This window comes from Burkholderia semiarida, assembly GCF_029268935.1.
Taxonomy (GTDB): Bacteria; Pseudomonadota; Gammaproteobacteria; order Burkholderiales; family Burkholderiaceae; genus Burkholderia; species Burkholderia semiarida.
On record NZ_JAHLCL010000005.1, the window covers coordinates 1,081,737 to 1,097,441 of the forward strand.

Sequence of the window (15,705 nt, forward strand, 5' to 3'; positions counted from 1 at the left end):
TCATGCTCCCGAGCGGCCGAACAGCGCGCGTGTCAACAACGGACGATTGCGCACGCGCAACCAGAAAATGAACGCGACGATCGCCGCGACGAGCACGTGCAGCCCGACGAGGCCGACGCCGAACGACATCTTGCCCTGCTCGATCTGCGCCTGCACGACGTTCAGCAGGTTCGAGTACGTGAGGTAGATCAGCACGGCCATCACGAGATTGATCGTGCGGCTGCGACGCGGGTTCTGGTACGAGAGCGGGATGCCGAGCACCATCAGGTTGATCGCGATCAGCGGCAGCCCCGCGCGCCACGCGAATTCCGCGAGGTTGTCGCGCGTCGGGTTGCGCAGCAGGTCGGGCGTGGGCGTGCTGTTGGTGGTCTGCACGTTGACGACCGGCTTGCTCGTGATCTTCACGCCGTAGCGCTCGAACTCCATGATCTTGAAGTTCGGCTGGCCGGGCGTGCCGTCGTAGCGGCGGCCGTCCTCGAGGACGACGAAACGATCGCCGTCCTTCGAGGTTTCCGTGTGGCCCGTCTGCGACACGACCACGTTGAGCTTGCCGTTTTCCGTCGACGTGACGAATACGTTCTGCACCTTGCTCTGGTCGGGCGACATCTTCTCGATGAAGAACACGCGATGATTCGCGGCCGATTCGCGGAACTGGCCGGGCGCGAGCAGCGAGATCTCGTCGCGCTGCTGGAAGCGCGCCTTGATCATCTTGCTCTGCTGGTTCGACCACGGCCAGCCGACGAACGCGAAGAAGGTGATCAGCAGGATGATCGGCGTGGCGAACACGCCGATCGGCTTGATGAGGCGCGTAAGGCTCACGCCCGACGCGAGCCACACCACCATTTCGGAGTCCCGGTACCACCGGGTCAGCACGAACAGGATGGACACGAACAGCGTGACGACGAGCATCACGGCGAGGTAGCCGATCACGGTCAGGCCGATCAGCACGAGCACGTCGCGCGGATCGATTTCGCCGGACGCGGCGTAGCCGACGATGCGAATCATCATCGTCGTGAGCATGATCGTGAGCAGCACCATGAACACGGCGCCAGCCGTATACGCAAGCTCGCGCTGGAGGGAGCGTTCGAAGATCATTCTTGATGAGAAGAGGGCGGGAGGCTGCGCACGCGTGGTGGAGCGCTCGCGCCGCCACGGGAAAAATAGCGGATAATTGCGGCTTTCATCCTTAGCCCAGATTTTATCCGAGGACAAGCGCGATGGACTTTAGCATAAAAGGCTGTGATTGGAGCAAAGGCGAGGCCAAGGGGTTCCTGACCGGGAAGTCCGACTGCATCGTGCTCGGCATCTTCGAGGCGCAGACCCTGTCGGGCGCGGCGCTCGACATCGACACGGCCACCAAGGGGCTGATCTCGCGCGTGGTGAAGGCCGGCGACATGGACGGCAAGCGCGGCAAGACGCTGTTCCTGCACGAAGTATCGGGCATCGGCGCGTCGCGCGTGCTGCTCGTCGGGCTCGGCAAGCAGGATGCTTTCAATCAGAAAGCCTACAACGACGCGGTCACCGCCGCGTGGCGCGCGCTGCTGGCGACCAAGGTCGTCCAGGTCACGTTCTCGCTCGCGCAGCTGCCGGTCGACGAGCGCAGCTCCGACTGGGGCGTGCGCGCCGCGATCCTCGCGCTGCGCAACGAGACCTACCGCTTCACGCAGATGAAGAGCAAGCCGGAACCGGCGTCGCACACGCTCAAGCGCGTCGTGTTCAGCGTCGACCCGGCCGACGAGAAGGCCGCGAAGGTCGCGATCAAGCAGGCGGTCGCGCTCGCGAACGGGATGGATCTCACCCGCGATCTCGGCAACCTGCCGGGCAACGTCTGCACGCCGACCTATCTCGGCAACACCGCGAAGAAGATCGCGAAGGATTGGGGCCTGAAGGCCGAAGTCCTCGGGCTCAAGCAGATCCAGGCGCTGAAGATGGGGTCGTTCCTGTCGGTCGCGCGCGCGTCGGTCGAGCCGCCGCAATTCATCGTGCTGCACTATCAGGGCGCCGCCGCGAAGGCCGCGCCGGTCGTGCTGGTCGGCAAGGGCATCACGTTCGACACGGGCGGCATCTCGCTGAAGCCGGGCGAGGGCATGGACGAGATGAAGTACGACATGTGCGGCGCGGGCTCGGTGCTCGGCACGATCCGCGCGGTCGCCGAGATGGGCCTGAAGATCAACGTCGTCGCGATCGTGCCGACCTGCGAGAACATGCCGGGCGGCAACGCGACGAAGCCGGGCGATATCGTCACCAGCATGAAGGGGCTGACGATCGAGGTGCTGAACACCGACGCCGAAGGCCGCCTGATCCTGTGCGACGCGCTCACGTATGCCGAGCGCTTCAAGCCGGCCGCCGTGATCGACGTCGCGACGCTGACGGGCGCGTGCGTGATCGCGCTCGGCGCCCACAACAGCGGGCTGTTCTCGACGAACGACGCGCTCGCGGGCGAACTGCTCGACGCGTCGCGCGAGGCGAACGACCCGGCATGGCGCATGCCGCTCGACGACGAGTACCAGGAGCAGCTGAAGTCGAATTTCGCGGATCTCGCGAACATCGGCGGGCGTCCGGCCGGCGCCGTGACCGCGGCGTGCTTCCTGTCGCGCTTCACGGAGAGCTATCCGTGGGCCCACCTCGACATCGCGGGCACCGCATGGAAGGGCGGTGCCGCGAAGGGCGCGACGGGCCGTCCGGTGCCGCTGCTCGCGCAGTTCCTGATCGATCGCGCCGGCCAGTGATGGCGGTACCGACGACGCAGCGGGTGCGCGGGCAATGACGCGGATCGATTTCCACTCGAACGTCGGCGATTCGCTCGCGTATGCGTGCCGGCTGCTGCGCAAGGCCTATCAGGCCGGGCAGCCGGTCGTCGTGCTCGCCGAGCCCGCGCGCCTGCGCGCGCTCGACGAGCGGCTCTGGACGTTCTCGCCGCTCGATTTCATCCCGCATTGCGGCGTCGACAGCGAGCACGCAGCCGGCACGCCGATCGTGCTGGCCGCCGATCTCGATCGCGCGCCGCATCACCACGTGCTGCTGAACCTCGGCGCGACCGTGCCCGCGCAGTTCGCCCGCTTCGAGCGCCTGCTCGAAGTGGTCGGCAACGCGCCGGACGAGCTGGCCGCGGGCCGCGACCGCTACCGGTTCTACCGCGACCGCGGCTACGCGCTGAACAATTACAAGCAGGGCGGCTAGCCGCAACCGTCGACGGAGTGTTCCCGTGACAGAAGCCGATTCATCCTCGATCCCGACGCTGACCGACGTGCTGGTGCCGGGCAAGCCGGCGCCGGCTCGCTCGTCCGCATCGGCCGCCGTGTCCGCGTCGGCCGCACCCCTGCCGCACGACAGCGCGGCGATTCCGGTGCTCACCGACGTGATCGTCCCCGGCGCAGGCGCCGCGCCGGCTGCCCCGAAAACCGAAGCCGACCCCGAATCCGTCGTCGTCGAACCCGTGCCGACGCCGCACGTCCCGGCTGTCGAGTTGCAGGGAGACGTGGTGACGCCTGCGGACGCGGGCGAGACCGATGCGCCGGCCGAACCGGGCGCCGCCGGGCACGTGGTTGCCGAAGAGGCGGCGGCGATGACGGCGCCGCTGCGCTCGTCGCTGGTCGATGAGGGGTTGCCGCAGCCCACGTTCGCCGCGATTGCGCGCGAGGCGGCCGTGCACGCGCCCGAGACGGCAGTGCTGGACGCGGGGCCGTCGGGCACCGCACCGCTGCCGGACGCACCCGCCGCGGCCGCGCTCACGCCCGAGGATGCGCAGCACATCGCCGAACGGCTGCGCCATCGCCTGACGAACTATCTGACCGGGGCGGGGCGCGAGGCCATCGAAGCGCGTTGTCGCGATGCGCTGCATGAACATTCGGCCTGGCTGGTCGGCCAGGTCACGCGCGAAGTCGCACTCGCACTGGAAACCGAGGTGATGGACTGGGTGCGCGATGCGGTCGATGAAGAAATCGCCCGTCGTCGCGCCGGGCATGCCGGCTGAACGGCCATCGTTCGCGACGGTGAAAAAGAGGGAGCGGCTGGGTAAGGGCCTGCGAAGCCGGCGGTGAGGCGCCGGTCCGCCGGTCAGGGCCGCCGGCCTGCGACGCCCTGCACGGCATGGGCACGCCGCGCGGGTATCCGCGTCAGCGTACCGACAGCACCCACTGGGCAAGCGTGTGCGCTTCGGCGCTCGTCAGTTGCGTATTGGCGGGCATCGGCACGCTGCCCCATACACCGACGCTGCCTTTCACGATCGATTGCGCCAGATAATCGACGGCGTCGCCGCGCGCCGCGTACTTGCCGGCGATGTCGTGGAACGACGGCCCCATCAGCGGCTTGCCGACGGCATGGCAGGCCATGCAGTTCTTGCGTTGCGCCAGCGCGAGCCCGCCGGCCTGGTCGGCACGGGCCGCCGCCGCGCTGCCGGTCAGCAGCGTGGCGAGCAGCACGCGCAATATCGTCTGTTTCATGCGGTTCTCCGCCGGCGGGGACGGCCGGCTTCATGGTCCGCGCATTATAGAAGCAAAGGGGAAGCACGTTTTGCGCGTTCCCCGGCCGCCCCGTTTATCGGGGTCGTATGCAATGCGCGCCCCGTATCAGCCTGTGACCGCCCCCTGGTTCGCCGGCCGGGCAAGCGCCGCGAATTTCGCGAGCACCCCGCGCGTATAGCGCGGCGCCGGCTGTTGCCATGCGGCGCGACGGCGCGCGAGTTCCGCATCGTCGACGTTCAGTTGCAGCAGCAGCCGGTGCGCGTCGATCGTGATCGAATCGCCTTCCTGCACCAGTGCGATCGTGCCGCCGACGAATGCCTCCGGCGCGACGTGGCCGACCACCATGCCCCAGGTGCCGCCCGAGAAGCGGCCGTCCGTGATGAAGCCGACCGATTCGCCGAGCCCCTTGCCGATGATCGCGGAGGTCGGCGCGAGCATTTCCGGCATGCCCGGGCCGCCTTGCGGGCCGAGGTAGCGCAGCACGAGGATGTCACCCGCGCGGATCCGGTCGCCGAGGATCGCGTCCATCGCGCTCTGTTCGTCGTCGAACACGCGCGCCGGGCCCGTGATCACCGGGTTCTTCAGGCCGGTGATCTTCGCGACCGCGCCGTCTTCCGCGAGATTGCCCTTCAGGATCGCCAGATGGCCTTCCTTGTACAGTGCACGGTCGATCGGGAAGATGACGTCCTGGTCCGCGCGCGGCACGGCCGGCACGTCCTTCAGTTCGTCGGCGATCGTGCGGCCGGTGATCGTCATGCAGTCGCCGTGCAGCAGCCCCGCATCGAGCAGGATCCTCAGCACCTGCGGAATCCCGCCGGCCCGGTGCAGGTCGGTCGCGACGTACTGTCCCGACGGCTTCAGGTCGCAGATCACCGGCACGCGCTTGCGGATGCGCTCGAAGTCGTCGATCGTCCAGTCGACCTCGGCCGCGTGCGCGATCGCGAGATAGTGCAGCACCGCATTGGTCGAGCCGCCGGTGGCCATGATCACCGACACCGCGTTCTCGATCGATTGCTTCGTGATGATGTCGCGCGGCTTCAGGTCGCGCTTCACCGCCTCGACCAGCACGCGCGCCGATTCGGCGGCCGAATCGACCTTCTCCTGGTCGGGGTTCGCCATCGTCGACGAATACAGCAGCGACATCCCGAGCGCCTCGAACGACGAGCTCATCGTGTTCGCGGTGTACATGCCGCCGCACGAACCCGACGTCGGGCACGCGTTTTTCTCGACGCCTTCGAAATCCTCCTGCGACATCCGGCCCGCGGTGAATTCGCCGACGGCCTCGAACGACGACACGATCGTCAGGTCGCGGCCTTTCCAGTTGCCCGGGCGGATCGTGCCGCCGTACACGTAGATGCCCGGCACGTTCAGGCGCGCGAGCGCGATCATGCCGCCCGGCATGTTCTTGTCGCAGCCGCCGACCACCACCACGCCGTCCATCCACTGGCCCTGCACGCAGGTTTCGATGCAATCGGCGATCACTTCCCGCGACACGAGCGAGTACTTCATGCCTTCGGTACCCATCGACATGCCGTCCGAAATCGTCGGCGTGCCGAAGATCTGTGGATTCGCGCCGGCCGCCTTCACGGCCTCCACGGCCGCGTCCGACAGCCGCTGCAGGCCGGAATTGCACGGCGTGATCGTCGAATGGCCGTTGGCGATGCCGATCATCGACTTGTCGAAATCGTCCTTCTGGTAGCCGAGGGCGTAATACATCGAGCGGTTCGGCGAACGGGCCACGCCTTGCGTGATGTTTTTAGAGCGGCGGTTGTACGACATGGGGAGCTCCATCGTAGTTTTGGCGACGCCGGCGCGAACGGCGTGCCGGTTCGGATCGGTCAAGAATGGAGTGTCCGGTTTGGGATGTCCAATATATTATTCATAGCCTATTAAGTCGTTTTGCGAATGAGTTGAACATGGCCGAACCCACGCCCGACCTGCGCCAGTGGCGCTATTTCGCGACCGTCGCCGACGAGCGCCATTTCGGCCGCGCGGCCGAGCGCCTGTCGATGACGCAGCCGCCGCTGTCGCAGGCGATCCGCGCGCTCGAGGATGCGCTCGGCGTCGCGCTGTTCGTGCGCACCAAGCGCTCGGTGGCGCTGACGGCGGTCGGCGCGGCGCTGCTGCCGGACGTGCGCCGGCTGCTCGCGTCGGCCGATGCGCTGCCGCCGCTCGCGCGGCGGCTCGCGCGCGGCGAGGCCGGCTCGCTGTCGCTCGCGTTCGTGTCGACCGCCGATTACGGGCTGTTGCCGTCGTTGCTTCGCGCATTCGGCGCGCGCTATCCGCAGGTGCGGCTGCAGCTCGCGGAAGCGACGAGCGACGTGCAGATCGACGAACTCGTCGCCGGGCGCATCGACGCCGGGCTCGTGATTCCGCCCGTGCCGCCGCGTCATGCGGCCGGCCTGTCGTACCTGCCCGTCGTGCGCGAGCCGCTGGTGGTCGCGATGCCGGCCGGGGCGTCCGACGCGCCCGAGGATGCGCCCGTGCAGCTCGCCGAGGTCGCCGCGTTGCCGCTCGTGATCTTTCCGCGTCGTTTGGCGCCCGGCTTTTATGACATCATTACGGGCTGCTACGGCGCGGCGGGGGAAACCCCGCGCATCGGCCAGGAGGCAATCCAGATGCAGACGATCGTCAGCCTCGTGTCGGCCGGCATGGGCGTCGCACTGGTGCCGCAATCGCTGCGTAACCTGCGGCGCACCGGCGTGGTCTACCGGCCGCTTGCCGGCGTTGCGCCGGTCGTCGAGACGGGCCTCGTGTGGCGCACCGGCGACGTGAGCCCCGTGCTCGCCGGCTTCATCGACGTCGTGCGCGCGCAGGGCCTCGCCACGTGACGTGAACGACGGCGCGCGATCGCCGTCCAATGCGCGGTCCTGCATGTGTGCGACGGCCGCACCGTATTCGAAAACTTCTTCGCTAACCCATGATCATTCACCCGAATTTCGACCCCGTAGCGATCCATCTCGGGCCGCTGGCCGTGCGCTGGTACGGCCTCATGTATCTCGTCGCCTTCATCGCGGCGATCGTCGTCGGCCGGATCCGCCTGAAGCTGCCGCACGTCGCGGCGCAGGGCTGGACCGCGAAGGACATCGACGACATGATGTTCTACGGCGTGCTCGGTACCGTGCTCGGCGGCCGGCTCGGCTATGTGCTGTTCTACAAGGCCGATTTCTACTTCTCGCATCCGCTCGACGTGTTCAAGGTGTGGGAAGGCGGCATGTCGTTTCACGGCGGCTTCCTCGGCGTGACGCTCGCGATGGCGCTGTTCGCGTGGCAGCGCAAGCGGCACTGGCTGCAGGTCACCGATTTCGTCGCGCCGATGGTGCCGACGGGGCTCGCGGCCGGGCGGCTCGGCAATTTCATCAACGGTGAACTGTGGGGCCGCGTGACCGATCCGACGGCGCCGTGGGCGATGCTGTTCCCGGGCGCGATGCGCGACGATGCGGCATGGCTGCCGAAACATCCGGAACTCGTCGAGAAGTGGCATCTCGCCGACGTGTTCATGCAATACCAGATGCTGCCGCGCCATCCTTCGCAGCTCTATGAAATCGCGCTCGAAGGTATCGCGCTCTTCTTCGTGCTGTTCCTGTTCGCGCGCAAGCCGCGGCCGATGGGCGCCATATCGGCGCTGTTCCTGATCGGTTACGGCCTCGCACGTTTCACGGTCGAGTTCGCGCGCGAGCCCGACGACTTCCTCGGTCTGCTGGCGCTCGGCTTGTCGATGGGGCAGTGGCTGTCGCTGCCGATGATCGTCGCAGGTATCGCGATGATGGTCTGGGCGTATCGCCGCCGCGCGGCGAACGCGAATGCGGCCGCATGAGGCGGCTGCACGAGGTGGCTGCATGACGCGGTATCGATGCACGCGCGATCGGCGCGAGCATCGATACCGGATGCGCATGAAAAACGCCGGCCCTCGGGCCGGCGTTTTGCGTTTCGGCGACTGCGCGATGCGCGTTACTTCATCTGCACCGAGCCGTTGACGGTGACCGACACGGTGGCCTTGCCGCCTTCGACCGCGATCGGCGCGCTCATCTTCGCGCTGTCCATCGGCGCCGCGGCCATCGCCATCATGCGCGGGTACGGCTGCACGTTGCGGCCGCTACCGACGTTCACGTCGCGGATCGTGTAGCTGCTGTAGCCGAACGCCTTCGCGGCTTCGTCCGCGCGGGCGCGGAACGACTTGATCGCCTCGGTCGTGAGCTTCTGCTCGGCCGCGCGCTGTGCTTCCGGCGACAGCGAGAACTCGACGTTCGCGACCTGCATCAGGTTCGACAACTGGCCTGCCAGCTTCGACGCCGCGGCGAAATCGCGCGATTCGAGCGCGACCTCGGTGCGGCCGCGCCATGCGGAGATCTTGCCGTCGCGATCGGTGCTCGGATACACGGAGAACGCGCCCGTGTGCGCGGTGACGCCCGATACGCCCTTGGCCTGCGACAGGGCCGCGTCCGCACGCTGGTTCAACTGCGCGGTGAGGCTGCCCGGGTCCTTGGCCTGCTGCTCGTAGAACAGCGTGATGTGGATGATGTCCTGTGGTACGTCGGCGCTCGCCTGCGACGAGAGCGACAACACACCCGCCGGCTCCGGAAAGTGCGGGTTCGCCGTCTGGGCGTGTGCGGCGGGCGACGCGAGCGTCAGCGCGACGGGAACGGCGGCGGCGAGGGCGAGCGACAGCGCGAGTGCGGATTTCTTGGTCATTGTTGGACTCCTTGTGCGAGGGCGCGCACGCGGATCACGCGTGCGCGACGCGGGCGTGCCGCGCGACGAAAAAACGACAGCCGGCCCGATCGGCCGACAGCGGTTGCTTAGGCCGTGCGAACGTGCCGCGAGTTCCGTGACGGCAGGGTGTACTGACCAGATTTGACCTTTGGCGCGCGCCTACTTCATCAACTTTTCGGTGATGAACCGCCATTCGGCGCGCGTGACGGGCGTGATCGACAGCCGGTTGCCACGCGCGAGCACGCGCATGTCGGCGAGCTCGTCGTGCTCGCGCAGCGCGGCGAGCGGCACGAGCGGCGATTTCTTCACGAAGCGCACGTCGACGAGCAGCCAGCGTGGCGCTTCCCGCGTCGATTTCGGGTCGTAATAGGGGCTTTTCGGATCGAACTGCGTGGGATCGGGGTAGGGCGTCGACGATACTTCGGCGAGGCCGGCGATGCCTGGCTCGGGGCAGCTCGAGTGATAGAACAGCACGCCGTCGCCGATCTTCATCGTGTCGCGCATGAAATTGCGCGCCTGATAGTTGCGCACGCCGGTCCACGGCAGCGAGCGCTGCGGTGCGTTGGCGAGATCGTCGATGCTTGCTTCGTCCGGTTCGGACTTCATCAGCCAGTATTGCATGGTCGTGATCGGCGCAGAAGGGGCATGAGGGCCTGCTTGCATGCGCGCGCCGCATGCAAGCAGGCCCTCAAAAAGGAAACGGCATCGGGAGTTCCCGATGCCGTTGGATAGGCCCCCACCTTGGCCGCTAGGCCGGCATCCTGAACCTGAGGTTCAGAATTGGTCGCAGTTAGCAGCACTTCGGGTACATCAGACAGAGTGACGCGCGCGCCCGTGCTACAAATTTCCGCAACCGTGCACATGGCATTGGTTCAAGGAATATATGACCTTGGCGAACCAGGCAGGGAAGCTGACTGAACTGTGATTCGATGCGCCAATTTGACCACCGTTGACCGCCGAGATCAAGGGGAATCGACACATCGTTTGAAACGTTACTGCGTCTCGTGCTGTGCGAGCACCGCGCCGAGCTGTTCGTTCATCTGGTGCATTGTACGACGGATTTCCTCGGCCGGAAATGCTTCACCGTGCCGCACGCTCGTTTGCAGCCGCAGCAATTCCGATGCAAGCGACAGCGCCGCCATCACCGCGATGCGATCGGTGCCGCGCACCGAGCTGTTCGAGCGGATTTTCGACATTTCGGCGTCGACGCGCGCGACCGCTTCGAGCAGCGCCGCTTCGGTCTCGGCCGAACAGGCGAGCCGATAGGCCTGACCGAGAATCGAGACTTCGATCTGCTTGGTGCTCATGCATGTTCTCCGTGGCTGGCCGCGTCATCGCCATCCGTGCGCGCCTGCGCATCGAGCAGGTCGAGCTGGTTGTCGGCTTGCTCCGCGCTCTTCGAGCGCGGCAGCTTTTCGAGAATCGCGTTCAGTTTCACCTGGGCGTCGTCGATCTTCGCCGACAACGTGTCGCGCTCGGCCGCGAGCGCATTGCGTTCGTCGCGCAGCTGCGCGAGCTCCGCGCGGACCGTGTCCGCTTCCGCGCGCAATTGCGCGACCTGCTCCTCGAGCGCGAGCCGTTCCGAGTGATAGCGCTTGTTCAGCGAAATCAGACGGCCAATATTTTGAGACAGGGTTTCGAGTTCGTTGAGCATTTGCTGCGTCCTCTAAAGACCCAGCATTTTAGCGCGGAATAACGCGCAATCCGACATCTGTAACGTTTCCAGTCGTAACACCCCTGCTTCTTGCCGCGAATGGGCGCGTCTCGCGCGGGTCCAGACGCTTCCTTGACGCTTGCACGACCGGCTCCTAAACTGGCGCCGCCTCGGTGCTCGCGCGCAGGACGCGCGGTTAAACGGGAAGCAGGGTGCGGGCTCCACGCGCGCCAACCTGCGCTGCCCCCGCAACGGTAAGCGGCCGCGTCGCGTGACGCAGGCCGGCTCGGGCGCGTTTCGCGTGCAGGTCGCACGCGGGCGCGGGCCACTGCGCGTCGTCGCGCGGGAAGGCGAGCCGGACCGCCGCCAGCCCGGATACCGGCCGAGACGGGGAGCCCGCACGGGCTCCATGACGCGCGGCCTGCGGGGAAGCAGGGCGCGCAATGCTTCACGGAACGTTCTTCGATGCCGACCCCAATCGTCCGCCACGCGCCCACGTCGCGCCCGGCCGACTCCCGCAAGCAGATGCGCCGCGCGTCGTGCGTGCGGCCGTGCGCGGCATGAACCCCGCGCGCGCCGCCGCCATCTGGGCCGCGCTGGCCGCCACGGTCGCGCTGCTGTTCGTCGCGTCGCTGTCGATCGGCAGCGTGCCGATGTCGCCGTGGCAGGCGCTCGCGTCGCTCGTGCCGCATGGCGGCGATACCCTCGTTGCCGATATCGTGACGACGCTGCGCCTGCCGCGCGCGCTCGCGGGTTTCGCGTGCGGCGCGCTGCTCGCGCTGGCCGGCGCATTGTTGCAGGTGCTGCTGCGCAATCCGCTCGCCGAGCCGTACGTGCTGGGCGTGTCCGGCGGCGCGGCCGGCTTCGCGCTCGTCGCGATGATCGCGGGCGGCGCGTGGTGGCTCGTCGACGCATCGGCGTTCGCGGGTTCGCTCGTCTCGGTCGCGCTCGTGCTCGGTCTCGCGAGGCGCGAGGTGTGGCGTGGCGAATCGCGCGATGCATCGCCGCGGCTGCTGCTCACGGGCGTCGTGATCGCGGCGGGGTGGGGCGCGCTCGTCACGCTGTTGCTGTCGCTCGCGCCCGACGCGCGGCTGCGCGGCATCATCTTCTGGCTGACGGGCGACCTGAACGGCGCGACGGCGCCGTGGTTCGCGTGGGGCGCGCTGCTGCTGTGCGCAGGCGTCGCGCTGCCGGCCGCGCCGCAACTGAACGTGCTGCTGCGCGGCGAGGCCACCGCGCAAGCGCTCGGCGTGCCGGTCGCGCGCCTGCGCGTGCGGATCTATCTCGTCGCGTCGCTGGCCGCCGCGGCCGCCGTGACGACGGCCGGCACGATCGGCTTCGTCGGCCTCGTCGTGCCGCATGCGTTGCGGCTCGCGTTCGGCAACGACCAGCGGATGCTGCTGCCGGCCGCGATGCTTGCGGGCGGCGGCGGCGTGATGGCGGCCGACCTGCTCGCGCGTACCGCGATCGCGCCCGCGCAATTGCCGGTCGGCGTGATGACCGCGTTGATCGGCGTGCCGGTGTTCCTGTGGATGTTGTTGAGGAGACCGATGCGATGACGGGTGCCGCACTGAACGCCGCTGCCGGCGACATGCGCTACACGGCCGTCGACCTGACGCTGAAGGCCGGCGCGCGCACGCTGCTCGACGGCTTCACGCAGGCGTTCCGCCCCGGCGAGATCTGGTGCGTCGCCGGGCCGAACGGCGCTGGCAAGACGACGCTGCTCGCCACGCTCGCGGGATTGCGGCCGCCCGCCGCAGGACACGTCGAGATCGACGGCCGGCCGCTTGCCGCGTGGCGCCCCGAACGTCTCGCGCAGCGCCGCGCGCTGATGCCGCAGCAATTACACGATGCGTTCAGCGCGACCGTGTTCGACACGGTGCTGCTCAACCGCTTTCCGTATCTCGGCGGCTGGGGCTGGGAGCGCGACGGCGACCGCGCGGCCGCGCGCGCTGCGCTCGCGACGTTCGACCTCGCCGCGCTCGCGTCGCGCGACGTGATGTCGCTGTCGGGCGGCGAGCGGCAGCGGGTCGCGCTGGCCGCGACGCTGTGTCAGGATGCGCCGCTGATGCTGCTCGACGAACCGCTCGCGCATCTCGACCTGCATCACCAGATCGACTGCCTGACCGCGCTGGCTGCGTGGCTCGCGGCCGGCTCGCGCACGGTGATGTTTTCGTGTCACGACCTGAATCTCGCGCGGCGTTTCGCGACGCATGCGCTGTTGCTCGACGGCCGCGGCCATGCGTGGGCCGGCCTCGTGCACGACGTGCTGACGCCCGAGCGCGCGAGCGACGCGTTCGGCTATCCGCTCGTGCTGATCCGCGAGAACGGCCGCGATGCGCTGCTGCCGGCGTGGCCTGCGCGACCATGACCTTTCCTGTTCCGACTTTTCCGATGCGCGGCGCATGCCGCGCGCACGACACGGCTCCTCGATGACGACTCCGACCCAATTCCCGCCCGCGATCGCGCCGCTCGACGACGCATTGCGCCAGCGCCTGCAGCATGTGATCGACCACAAGACCAAGCCGTCCGGCAGCCTCGGCCAGCTCGAGGCGCTCGCGCTGCAGATCGGCCTGATCCAGCGCACCGAGCGGCCGGTCGTGCAGCGTCCCGTGACGATCGTGTTCGCGGGCGACCACGGGATCGCGGCCGAAGGCGTTAGTCCTTACCCGCAGGCGGTGACCGCGCAGATGGTCGCGAACTTCCTGGCCGGCGGCGCGGCGATCAATGCATTCTCGGGCGTCGCGCAGAGCACGCTCGAGATCGTCGATGCGGGCGTCGCGTCGCCGCTGCCGCTGTCGGACCGGCTGGTGTCGCTGCCGGTCGCGCGCGGCACGCGCAACTTCGCGGCGGAGCCGGCGATGACGCGTGAAGAAGCGATGACGGCGCTGGCAGCCGGCGCGGCGCGTGTGCGCGTGCACGCATCGCTCGGCACGAACGTGATCGGTTTCGGCGAGATGGGGATCGCGAACACGTCGTCGGCCGCGTGCCTGATGAGCCGCCTGCTCGACGTACCGATCGACGCATGCGTCGGCCGCGGCACGGGCCTCGACGACCAGGGCCTCGCGCACAAGCGCGCGGTGCTCGGCCGCGCGCTCGTCAAGCACTCGCATGCGATCGCGCCGCTCGACGTGCTCGCGACGTTCGGCGGCTTCGAGATCGCGATGATGACGGGCGCGTACCTCGCGGCCGCGAGCGAGCGGATGACGATCCTCGTCGACGGCTTCATCGCGACCGCCGCGCTGCTCGTCGCCGAGCGCATCGCGCCCGGCGTGCGCGACTACTGCGTGTTCTCGCATACGTCGCACGAGGCCGGCCACCGGCGCATGCTCGAACATTTCGGCGCGAAGCCGCTGCTCGCGCTCGACCTGCGGCTCGGCGAAGGCACGGGCGCCGCGCTCGCGCTGCCGCTGGTGCGCGCGGCGGCCGCGTTCCTCGCCGAGATGGCGAGCTTCGAATCGGCCGGCGTCGACGATCGTGACGCCTGAGCGCGCGCGCGGCATGCGGGCCGAACTGCGCTACTTCTTCGTCGCGCTCGGCTATTTCACGCGCGTGCCCGTGCCGCGCTCGATCGGCTACGCGGCCGGCGATCTCGACCAGGCCGCGCGTTATTTCCCGCTCGTCGGCGCCTGCGTCGGCGCATGGGGCGCGCTCGTCTATCTCGTTGCACTGCGGGCGCTGCCGGCATCGATCGCGGTCGGGCTGTCGATGGCCGCGACGCTGTTCGCGACCGGCGCATTCCACGAAGACGGCCTCGCCGACAGTTGCGATGCGTTCGGCGGCGGCTACACGCGCGACGACGTGCTGCGCATCATGCACGATTCGCGGATCGGCACGTTCGGCGCGGTCGCGCTCGTGATCGCGCTCGGGCTGAAATGGCAGGCGCTCGCGTCGATGCTGCCGCTGCGCGCCGCATGGACGATGATCGCCGCGCATGCGGCGAGCCGCGCGATGGCCGTGAGCCTGCTGACGACGCTCGACTACGTGCGGCCAGAAGGCAAGGCGAAGCCGGTCGCGCAACGGATGGGTGCACGTGCCGCGTGCATCGCGGCGGTGTTCGGATTGCCGTGGCTGTTCTGGCCGGACTGGCGCATGGGCGTTGCCGCATGCGTGGCGCTCGTGCTGTTGCGCGCGTGGCTGGCCCGCTATTTCGTGAAGCGGATCGGCGGCTATACGGGCGACTGTCTCGGTTTCGCGCAGCAACTGGGCGAACTGGCGATCTATCTCGTGGTGCTCGGATGGACGTCGTCCTGATCCGTCATCCGGCCGTCGGCATCGAGCCCGGCGTTTGTTACGGGCGCAGCGACGTGCCGCTCGCCGAACCGGCTGATGACGGCGCACGGGCCGTGCGCGCGCATCTGGCGGAACTGGGGGTGCCGTCGCCGGAACAGGTGTGGACGAGCCCGCTGACGCGCTGCGCATCGGTGGCCGAACGGCTCGCGCGGGCGTTCGACGTGCCGCTGCGGCGCGATGGCGATTGGCAGGAAATGGATTTCGGCGCGTGGGAAATGCGGCGCTGGGACGATATCGACCGCGCGGCGCTCGATGCGTGGGCGGCCGACCTGATGCATGCCTGCGCGCACGGCGGGGAAAGCGTCGCGCGATTCACCGCGCGGGTTGCACGGCAGGCGGACGCGCTTGCGGCGTTCGACGGGCCGCAATGGATCGTCACGCACGCGGGCGTGATCCGCGCATTCGCGTCGCATGTGCTGCGCGTGCCGCTCGATACGTTGCTCTCGCGGCCGGTGCCGACGGGCGGAGTTGTGTGGCTGCGCATGGAGGATGCCGCGCGAACGTGGGAAGTCGTGCACTGGGACGCATAGGCACGCTTGCGTCTGCATGTGAACGACGCTCTGTCTCGCACACCGTACACAT

General features: G+C 68.3%; 17 protein-coding genes, 1 other RNA gene and 1 riboswitch. Of the genes, 10 read left to right on the top strand and 8 right to left on the bottom strand.

Annotated features, from left to right (window positions below):
• A complete protein-coding gene (lptF, locus tag KPB06_RS11710; RefSeq protein WP_059576759.1) occupies positions 1 to 1,095 on the bottom strand; it encodes an LPS export ABC transporter permease LptF in 1,095 nt (364 codons plus the stop codon).
• Positions 1,096 to 1,217: 122 nt separating this feature from the next.
• Between lptF and KPB06_RS11715 the strand changes: the two genes are divergently transcribed.
• Genes KPB06_RS11715 through KPB06_RS11725 form a run of 3 tightly spaced genes read left to right on the top strand, consistent with a single transcriptional unit; the run spans position 1,218 to position 3,973 of the window.
• Positions 1,218 to 2,729 carry a leucyl aminopeptidase gene (locus KPB06_RS11715; protein WP_060010213.1) on the top strand — a complete coding sequence of 504 codons (1,512 nt, stop codon included), beginning with the start codon at positions 1,218 to 1,220 and terminating at the stop codon, positions 2,727 to 2,729.
• A 34-nt stretch (positions 2,730 to 2,763) separates the two neighbouring features.
• Positions 2,764 to 3,180: a DNA polymerase III subunit chi gene (locus KPB06_RS11720; RefSeq protein ID WP_006484796.1), complete on the top strand. Its 417-nt coding sequence runs from the start codon at positions 2,764 to 2,766 to the stop codon at positions 3,178 to 3,180.
• Positions 3,181 to 3,205: 25 nt separating this feature from the next.
• Positions 3,206 to 3,973: a DUF2486 family protein gene (locus tag KPB06_RS11725; RefSeq protein ID WP_089465063.1), complete on the top strand. Its 768-nt coding sequence runs from the start codon at positions 3,206 to 3,208 to the stop codon at positions 3,971 to 3,973.
• 142 nt (positions 3,974 to 4,115) lie between these two features.
• Here KPB06_RS11725 and KPB06_RS11730 read toward each other — a convergent pair whose 3' ends face one another.
• The gene (locus KPB06_RS11730; protein ID WP_059576751.1) at positions 4,116 to 4,442 is read right to left on the bottom strand and encodes a c-type cytochrome; all 327 of its coding nucleotides are present in this window, start codon (positions 4,440 to 4,442) and stop codon (positions 4,116 to 4,118) included.
• A gap of 126 nt (positions 4,443 to 4,568) precedes the next feature.
• Positions 4,569 to 6,242: a dihydroxy-acid dehydratase gene (ilvD, locus tag KPB06_RS11735; protein ID WP_089465062.1), complete on the bottom strand. Its 1,674-nt coding sequence runs from the start codon at positions 6,240 to 6,242 to the stop codon at positions 4,569 to 4,571.
• 137 nt (positions 6,243 to 6,379) lie between these two features.
• On the opposite strand from ilvD, the gene KPB06_RS11740 reads away from it, so the two are divergent.
• Both KPB06_RS11740 and lgt read left to right on the top strand, forming a co-directional pair.
• Positions 6,380 to 7,294: a LysR family transcriptional regulator gene (locus KPB06_RS11740; RefSeq protein WP_059646287.1), complete on the top strand. Its 915-nt coding sequence runs from the start codon at positions 6,380 to 6,382 to the stop codon at positions 7,292 to 7,294.
• A gap of 89 nt (positions 7,295 to 7,383) precedes the next feature.
• A complete protein-coding gene (gene lgt, locus KPB06_RS11745; RefSeq protein ID WP_059576743.1) occupies positions 7,384 to 8,280 on the top strand; it encodes a prolipoprotein diacylglyceryl transferase in 897 nt (298 codons plus the stop codon).
• 134 nt (positions 8,281 to 8,414) lie between these two features.
• Here lgt and KPB06_RS11750 read toward each other — a convergent pair whose 3' ends face one another.
• From KPB06_RS11750 to KPB06_RS11770, 5 genes are all read right to left on the bottom strand, one after another.
• Complete coding sequence (locus KPB06_RS11750) at positions 8,415 to 9,155, bottom strand: SIMPL domain-containing protein (protein WP_059576741.1); 741 nt, start codon at positions 9,153 to 9,155, stop codon at positions 8,415 to 8,417.
• 180 nt (positions 9,156 to 9,335) lie between these two features.
• Positions 9,336 to 9,797 carry an EVE domain-containing protein gene (locus KPB06_RS11755; protein ID WP_059576737.1) on the bottom strand — a complete coding sequence of 154 codons (462 nt, stop codon included), beginning with the start codon at positions 9,795 to 9,797 and terminating at the stop codon, positions 9,336 to 9,338.
• Positions 9,798 to 9,905: 108 nt separating this feature from the next.
• Positions 9,906 to 10,087, bottom strand: a non-coding RNA gene (gene ssrS, locus KPB06_RS11760) — 6S RNA.
• Between the two features lie 81 nt (positions 10,088 to 10,168).
• Positions 10,169 to 10,483, bottom strand: a complete 315-nt coding sequence (locus tag KPB06_RS11765) for a cell division protein ZapA (protein WP_011352906.1) — start codon at positions 10,481 to 10,483, stop codon at positions 10,169 to 10,171.
• Positions 10,480 to 10,830 carry an ATPase gene (locus KPB06_RS11770; RefSeq protein ID WP_006478092.1) on the bottom strand — a complete coding sequence of 117 codons (351 nt, stop codon included), beginning with the start codon at positions 10,828 to 10,830 and terminating at the stop codon, positions 10,480 to 10,482. The genes KPB06_RS11765 and KPB06_RS11770 overlap by 4 nt, the downstream gene beginning before the upstream one ends.
• Before the next feature lie 154 nt (positions 10,831 to 10,984).
• Positions 10,985 to 11,231: riboswitch (cobalamin riboswitch) on the top strand.
• Positions 11,232 to 11,273: 42 nt separating this feature from the next.
• Between KPB06_RS11770 and KPB06_RS11775 the strand changes: the two genes are divergently transcribed.
• The 5 genes from KPB06_RS11775 to cobC all read left to right on the top strand — a co-directional run bounded on the left by KPB06_RS11775 (position 11,274) and on the right by cobC (position 15,653).
• Positions 11,274 to 12,389 carry a FecCD family ABC transporter permease gene (locus tag KPB06_RS11775; protein WP_124861238.1) on the top strand — a complete coding sequence of 372 codons (1,116 nt, stop codon included), beginning with the start codon at positions 11,274 to 11,276 and terminating at the stop codon, positions 12,387 to 12,389.
• Entirely contained in the window at positions 12,386 to 13,201 is an 816-nt protein-coding gene (locus KPB06_RS11780; RefSeq protein WP_089465060.1) for an ABC transporter ATP-binding protein, read from the top strand. The genes KPB06_RS11775 and KPB06_RS11780 overlap by 4 nt, the downstream gene beginning before the upstream one ends.
• Positions 13,202 to 13,262: 61 nt before the next feature.
• The gene (gene cobT / locus KPB06_RS11785; protein WP_275905602.1) at positions 13,263 to 14,318 is read left to right on the top strand and encodes a nicotinate-nucleotide--dimethylbenzimidazole phosphoribosyltransferase; all 1,056 of its coding nucleotides are present in this window, start codon (positions 13,263 to 13,265) and stop codon (positions 14,316 to 14,318) included.
• Between the two features lie 13 nt (positions 14,319 to 14,331).
• Positions 14,332 to 15,084, top strand: coding sequence for an adenosylcobinamide-GDP ribazoletransferase (locus KPB06_RS11790; RefSeq protein WP_089465281.1), 753 nt, complete (start codon positions 14,332 to 14,334; stop codon positions 15,082 to 15,084).
• Positions 15,069 to 15,653, top strand: a complete 585-nt coding sequence (gene cobC, locus KPB06_RS11795) for an alpha-ribazole phosphatase (protein WP_059576723.1) — start codon at positions 15,069 to 15,071, stop codon at positions 15,651 to 15,653. Before KPB06_RS11790 ends, cobC begins: the two co-directional genes overlap by 16 nt.
• Positions 15,654 to 15,705 lie beyond the last annotated feature (52 nt).

Excerpts from the sequence above, each read along its gene's own strand:
- cobT (WP_275905602.1), top strand. The coding sequence starts at position 13,263 with ATGACGACTCCGACCCAATTCCCGCCCGCGATCGCGCCGCTCGACGAC.
- KPB06_RS11755 (WP_059576737.1), bottom strand. The coding sequence starts at position 9,797 with ATGCAATACTGGCTGATGAAGTCCGAACCGGACGAAGCAAGCATCGAC.
- KPB06_RS11740 (WP_059646287.1), top strand. The coding sequence starts at position 6,380 with ATGGCCGAACCCACGCCCGACCTGCGCCAGTGGCGCTATTTCGCGACC.
- ilvD (WP_089465062.1), bottom strand. The coding sequence starts at position 6,242 with ATGTCGTACAACCGCCGCTCTAAAAACATCACGCAAGGCGTGGCCCGT.
- cobC (WP_059576723.1), top strand. The coding sequence starts at position 15,069 with ATGGACGTCGTCCTGATCCGTCATCCGGCCGTCGGCATCGAGCCCGGC.
- KPB06_RS11730 (WP_059576751.1), bottom strand. The coding sequence starts at position 4,442 with ATGAAACAGACGATATTGCGCGTGCTGCTCGCCACGCTGCTGACCGGC.
- lptF (WP_059576759.1), bottom strand. The coding sequence starts at position 1,095 with ATGATCTTCGAACGCTCCCTCCAGCGCGAGCTTGCGTATACGGCTGGC.
- KPB06_RS11780 (WP_089465060.1), top strand. The coding sequence starts at position 12,386 with ATGACGGGTGCCGCACTGAACGCCGCTGCCGGCGACATGCGCTACACG.
- KPB06_RS11765 (WP_011352906.1), bottom strand. The coding sequence starts at position 10,483 with ATGAGCACCAAGCAGATCGAAGTCTCGATTCTCGGTCAGGCCTATCGG.
- KPB06_RS11775 (WP_124861238.1), top strand. The coding sequence starts at position 11,274 with ATGCTTCACGGAACGTTCTTCGATGCCGACCCCAATCGTCCGCCACGC.
- KPB06_RS11770 (WP_006478092.1), bottom strand. The coding sequence starts at position 10,830 with ATGCTCAACGAACTCGAAACCCTGTCTCAAAATATTGGCCGTCTGATT.
- KPB06_RS11720 (WP_006484796.1), top strand. The coding sequence starts at position 2,764 with ATGACGCGGATCGATTTCCACTCGAACGTCGGCGATTCGCTCGCGTAT.
- KPB06_RS11750 (WP_059576741.1), bottom strand. The coding sequence starts at position 9,155 with ATGACCAAGAAATCCGCACTCGCGCTGTCGCTCGCCCTCGCCGCCGCC.
- KPB06_RS11715 (WP_060010213.1), top strand. The coding sequence starts at position 1,218 with ATGGACTTTAGCATAAAAGGCTGTGATTGGAGCAAAGGCGAGGCCAAG.
- KPB06_RS11790 (WP_089465281.1), top strand. The coding sequence starts at position 14,332 with ATGCGGGCCGAACTGCGCTACTTCTTCGTCGCGCTCGGCTATTTCACG.
- lgt (WP_059576743.1), top strand. The coding sequence starts at position 7,384 with ATGATCATTCACCCGAATTTCGACCCCGTAGCGATCCATCTCGGGCCG.